This is a genomic window from Streptomyces niveiscabiei, assembly GCF_001419795.1.
Lineage (GTDB): Bacteria > Actinomycetota > Actinomycetes > Streptomycetales > Streptomycetaceae > Streptomyces > Streptomyces niveiscabiei.
Genome location: NZ_LIRL01000973.1, coordinates 1 through 4,850, shown reverse-complemented (window position 1 = coordinate 4,850; position 4,850 = coordinate 1). Strand labels below are relative to the sequence as shown.

5 protein-coding genes are annotated in these 4,850 nt (G+C 70.9%); 2 read left to right on the top strand and 3 right to left on the bottom strand.

Translation table 11 applies throughout. The features are described from left to right. A partial coding sequence (locus tag AOK24_RS38065; protein WP_159052135.1) for an MMPL family transporter occupies positions 1-534 on the top strand: 534 nt, incomplete at its 5' end. Between the two features lie 5 nt (positions 535-539). Beyond that, positions 540-1,403 carry a hypothetical protein gene (locus tag AOK24_RS38060; protein ID WP_055724508.1) on the top strand — a complete coding sequence of 288 codons (864 nt, stop codon included), beginning with the start codon at positions 540-542 and terminating at the stop codon, positions 1,401-1,403. Between the two features lie 9 nt (positions 1,404-1,412). Here the strand turns inward: AOK24_RS38060 and AOK24_RS38055 are convergent, their stop codons facing one another. The 3 genes from AOK24_RS38055 to ctaD all read right to left on the bottom strand — a co-directional run bounded on the left by AOK24_RS38055 (position 1,413) and on the right by ctaD (position 4,850). Beyond that, entirely contained in the window at positions 1,413-2,756 is a 1,344-nt protein-coding gene (locus AOK24_RS38055) for an acetyl-CoA carboxylase biotin carboxylase subunit (protein WP_055724507.1), read from the bottom strand. 2 nt (positions 2,757-2,758) lie between these two features. Next, complete coding sequence (locus AOK24_RS52400; RefSeq protein WP_079057207.1) at positions 2,759-3,061, bottom strand: acetyl-CoA carboxylase biotin carboxyl carrier protein; 303 nt, start codon at positions 3,059-3,061, stop codon at positions 2,759-2,761. Positions 3,062-3,227: 166 nt separating this feature from the next. Then, positions 3,228-4,850 carry an aa3-type cytochrome oxidase subunit I gene (gene ctaD, locus AOK24_RS38050; RefSeq protein ID WP_055724506.1) on the bottom strand — a complete coding sequence of 541 codons (1,623 nt, stop codon included), beginning with the start codon at positions 4,848-4,850 and terminating at the stop codon, positions 3,228-3,230.

Below are 4,850 nucleotides of genomic sequence, written 5' to 3'. Positions count from 1 at the left end.
GTCTTCCAGTGGGGCTGGGGTTCGTCCGCGCTGGGGGCGGGGCCCGCGGGGCCGGTGGAGTCGTTCCTGCCACCGATGATGCTGGCCGTCCTGTTCGGTCTCTCGATGGATTACGAGGTGTTCCTGGTCAGCCGGATCCACGAGGAGTGGCTGCACACCGGCGACAACAACTTCGCGGTGCGGCGCGGGCAGGCGGCCACGGGGCAGATCATCACGGCCGTCGCGATCATCATGATCTGTGTGTTCACGGCCTTCGTGTTCGCCGGGATGCGGATCATCGCCGAGTTCGGGCTCGGGGTGGCGGCGGCCATCCTGCTGGACGCGCTGGTGGTGCGGACGATCCTCGTGCCGGCGGCCATGCAGCTGTGCGGGAAGTGGAACTGGTACCTGCCCGCGTGGCTCGACCGGATCCTGCCGCACGTCTCCGTCGAGGGGCCGGCCGACGGCCCGGTCAGCGGCGGGCAGGTCCGTGGCCCGGCCGATGACCAGGGCCCGGTGCTGACGGTCCTGACCGACAAGAAGCGCGGCTCCTGACGCCGATGCCCTCCCCGCTGCGTCTCCGGTTGCGGGCCTGCGCCGCAGGTCTGTGCATCGCGGGCGCGGCGGGTTCGGTCGTGCTCGGGCAGACGACGGGGTGGGCCGAGGACACCCTCCTGTCCACCTCGGGGTTCGTGGCGGCGCTGGCCCCGGTGCCCGCCGACCCGGCGGCCGGGAAGCTGATCGGGGAGCAGGCGGAGCGGCAGCTGTTCGACGCGGTCGGCCTGTCCCTGCCGTTCGGCGAGGCGCAGGTCCGCGGCATGGTGGCCGACGCGGCCCCGGCGTTCGTGGAGAGCCCCGCCTTCCGCTGGGCGTGGACGTCGGCGCTGCGTACGAGCCACGCGCGGCTGGTCGAGGTCCTGCGGGACGACTCGCTGCTCGGCCTGTCGCCCCACGGTCTCGACATCACCGTCCATGTCGCGGTGGAGCGGGCGGGGCTGCCCCGGCTGCTGACGTCGGTGCTGCCTCCCGAGCTGGACCTGTCGTTCACGCTGATCCGCAAGCCCGCGCTGCACCGGGCCGCCCAGGTTGTGGGGGTGACCGACACGGTGTCCGGCGTGCTGGTCCCCGCCGCCGTCGTCTCGGGGCTCGCGGGCTTGCTCCTCGCCCGGCGCCGGGTCCGGGCGCTGGCCGTCGCCCTCGCGGCGGTCACGTTCGCGGCCGGCGCGGCGCGGCTGGTGATCGCCGTCGCGCAGTGGGCGGGGCCGGCGCGCCCGGCCGTCGCGGACGAGGCCGTCCGCCGGCTCGTGGAACCGCTGGCGGACGGCCTCGTCATGGCGATGGCGGTCACCGGGCTCGCGTTCGCCGGACTCGCGGCGGTCTGCGTCGCCCTCTCCCACCGGTCCAGGGACCGTTCGGGGATGTGACACGGGCTCCTAGCTGGTGAGCGTGTCGATGTGGTTCGTGGTGTGCGCCGCCGTACGGAACGCGGGCGAGTCGATCAGCTCGTCGAGGAAGCCGGCGGTGGTGTGCAGGCCGTCGCCGCGTACGACGGTCTCGCCGAGCGCCCGGCGCATGCGGGCGATCGCGGTGTCCCGGTCGGGGGCCCAGGCGATGATCTTCGCGATCATCGAGTCGTACTCCGGCGCGATCTTGCAGCCGGGGTGGACGTGGGTGTCGACGCGGACGAACGGGCCTGCGGGAAGGCTCAGTTCGGTGATGGTGCCGGGCGCGGGGGCGAAGTTGCGGCGCGGGTCCTCGGCGTTGATACGGCACTCGATCGCCGCGCCGTTCAGGACGACGTCCCGCTGGCGCAGGCGCAGGGGTTCGCCCGCCGCGATCCGGATCTGCTCGGCGACCAGATCGATGCCGGTGACCATCTCCGTCACCGGATGCTCCACCTGGATACGGCAGTTGACCTCCATGAAGTAGAAGTCCTCGGTGCCTTCGACCAGGAACTCGAAGGTTCCCGCCCCCTCGTACCCGGCGGCCCGCGCGCCCGTGACCGCGGCCTCGCGGATGCGGGCGACGAAGTCCGCCGGGAGCGCCGGGGCCGGCGACTCCTCGATGAGCTTCTGGTGCCGGCGCTGCATCGAGCAGTCCCGCTCCCCGAGGTGGACGACGTTCCCGTGCCGGTCGGCGAGGATCTGCACCTCGACGTGCCGGGCGCTGCGCAGGTAGCGCTCCGCGTAGACCCGGGCGTCGCCGAACAGGGTGGCGGCGGTGGCCTGCGTCGTACGGAACACCTCCGCCAGGTCGCCCGCGTCCCATGCCACGCCCATGCCGCGTCCGCCGCCGCCCGCCGCCGCCTTGATCAGCAGCGGGTAGCCGATGCGGGCCGCGAGGTCGCGGGCGGCGGCGAGGTCGAGGGGTTCGGTGGCGCCCGGCAGCAGCGGGAGCCCACTGCGGGACATGAGCCTGCGGGCGCTCACCTTGCTGCCCAGCTCGGCCATCACCTCCGGCGGCGGGCCGATCAGGACGACCCCGGCCGACCGGCACGCCTCCGCGAAGTCGGCGTCCTCGGAGAGGAAGCCGTAACCGGGGTGAACCGCCTGCGCGCCGGTATTGAGCGCGGCCTGAAGGATCACGGCGGCGTTCAGATAACTCTGTTTCGCCGGAGGCGGCCCGATACAGACCGTCTCATCCGCGAGCCGCGCCGGCAGACTGTCCGCGTCGCGCGTGGAGTGCGCGAGCACGCTGCGGATCCCCAGCTCCTTGCAGGCCCGGATCTCCCGCAGCGCGATCTCGCCCCGGTTGGCGACAAGAATCGTGTCGAACATCCTCAGCCCACCGGCCCCAGCGCGAACAGGGCCTGCCCATACTCGACGGACTCCCCATCCCCGGCAAGCACCTCCACGACCACCGCGTCCCGGTCCGCCTCGACCGGGATCATCAGCTTCATCACCTCGACAATCGCCACCTGCTGCCCCGCCTTCACCCGATCCCCGACCTCCACAAAGGGCTCCGCCCCGGGTTCGGCCCGCCACGTACTCCGCCGATTACTCCCCTCGCCGGGCGCATGCCCCTCGCCGCCCCGCGCACGCGCACGTGCCGGGTCGACCGGCCTTACGCGGGGAGCGCACAGGTGCCATGCGGCTCCGACGGCGGTACCGCCTGCCGCCTGCCGCCTGCCGCCTGCCGGGTGCCGTGTGCCGTCCCGAGCCGTTCCGTCGCTCCGTGCTCACCCGCTGCTCCGCCTGCTCGGCGCCGGCTTCTCGCCCGCTCGGCTGTCGTCCGGGCGGCCGTCGGGCCTACACCCCCTCCGCGTGTTCCGGGTGGTGGAGGTCGAAGGCCGGGGACTCGGAGCGGATGCGGGGGAGGGTGGTGAAGTTGTGGCGTGGGGGTGGGCAGGAGGTGGCCCATTCCAGGGAGCGGCCGTAGCCCCAGGGGTCGTCGACATCTACGCGCTTGCCGTATTTCGCCGTGTGCCAGACGTTGTAGAGGAAGGGGAGCGTGGACAGGCCCAGCAGGAACGCGCCGATTGTCGAGATCGTGTTGAGGGCCGTGAAGCCGTCCGCCGCGAGGTAGTCGGGGTAGCGGCGGGGCATGCCTTCCGCGCCTAGCCAGTGCTGGACCAGGAATGTTGTGTGGAAGCCGGTGAAGAGGGTCCAGAACTGGATCTTGCCGAGGCGTTCGTCGAGGAGCTTGCCGGTGAACTTGGGCCACCAGAAGAAGAAGCCGCCGAAGATGGCGAAGACGACGGTGCCGAAGACGACGTAGTGGAAGTGGGCGACGACGAAGTACGTGTCGGTGACGTGGAAGTCGAGGGGAGGAGACGCGAGGATGACGCCGGTCAGGCCGCCGAAGAGGAACGTGACGAGGAACCCCGTCGCCCAGAGCATGGGTGTCTCGAAGGAGAGGGAGCCCTTCAGCATCGTCCCCGTCCAGTTGAAGAACTTGACGCCGGTCGGCACGGCGATGAGGAAGCTCATGAAGGAGAAGAAGGGGAGGAGGACGGCGCCGGTGGCGAACATGTGGTGGGCCCAGACGACGACGGAGAGCCCGGTGATGGCCATGGTCGCGCCGACCAGCGTGAGGTAGCCGAAGATCGGCTTGCGGGAGAAGACGGGGATGATCTCCGAGACGATCCCGAAGAACGGCAGCGCGATGATGTACACCTCGGGATGCCCGAAGAACCAGAAGAGGTGCTGCCACAGCAGCGCACCTCCGTTGGCGGCCTCGAAGACCTGGCTGCCGAACCGCCGGTCCGCCTCCAGGACGAGCAGCGCGGCGGCGAGGACGGGGAACGCGAGCAGGATGAGGATCGACGTGAACAGCGTGTTCCACGTGAAGATCGGCATCCGGAACATCGTCATCCCCGGCGCCCGCATCCCGATGATCGTCGTGATGAAATTGACCGCCCCGAGGATCGTCCCGAACCCGGCGAGCGCGAGCCCCATGATCCACAGGTCGGGCCCGACGCCGGGGGAGTGGACGGAGCTGTTGAGGGGCGCGTAGGCGAACCACCCGAACGCGGCGGGCCCGTCGGGGACGAGCAGCGAGCCCATGACGATGAGCCCGCCGAACAGGAACAGCCAGTACGACAGCATGTTGAGCCGGGGGAAGGCGACGTCCGGCGCCCCGATCTGGAGCGGCATCAGCTCGTTGGCGAACCCGGCGAAGCTGGGCGTCGCGAAGAGCAGCAGCATGACCGTGCCGTGCAGGGTGAAGAGCTGGTTGAACTGGTGGTTGTCGACGATCTGGAGCCCGGGACGGGCGAGTTCGGCCCGCATCAGCAGGGCCATCACCCCGCCCGCGAGGAAGAACGCGAACGACGTGATCAGGTACAGGTGGCCGATCTTCTTGTGGTCCGTGGTGGTCAGCCAGTCGACGACCACCCGCCCGCCCCGCACCGGCCGTACGGCCGCCGCCAC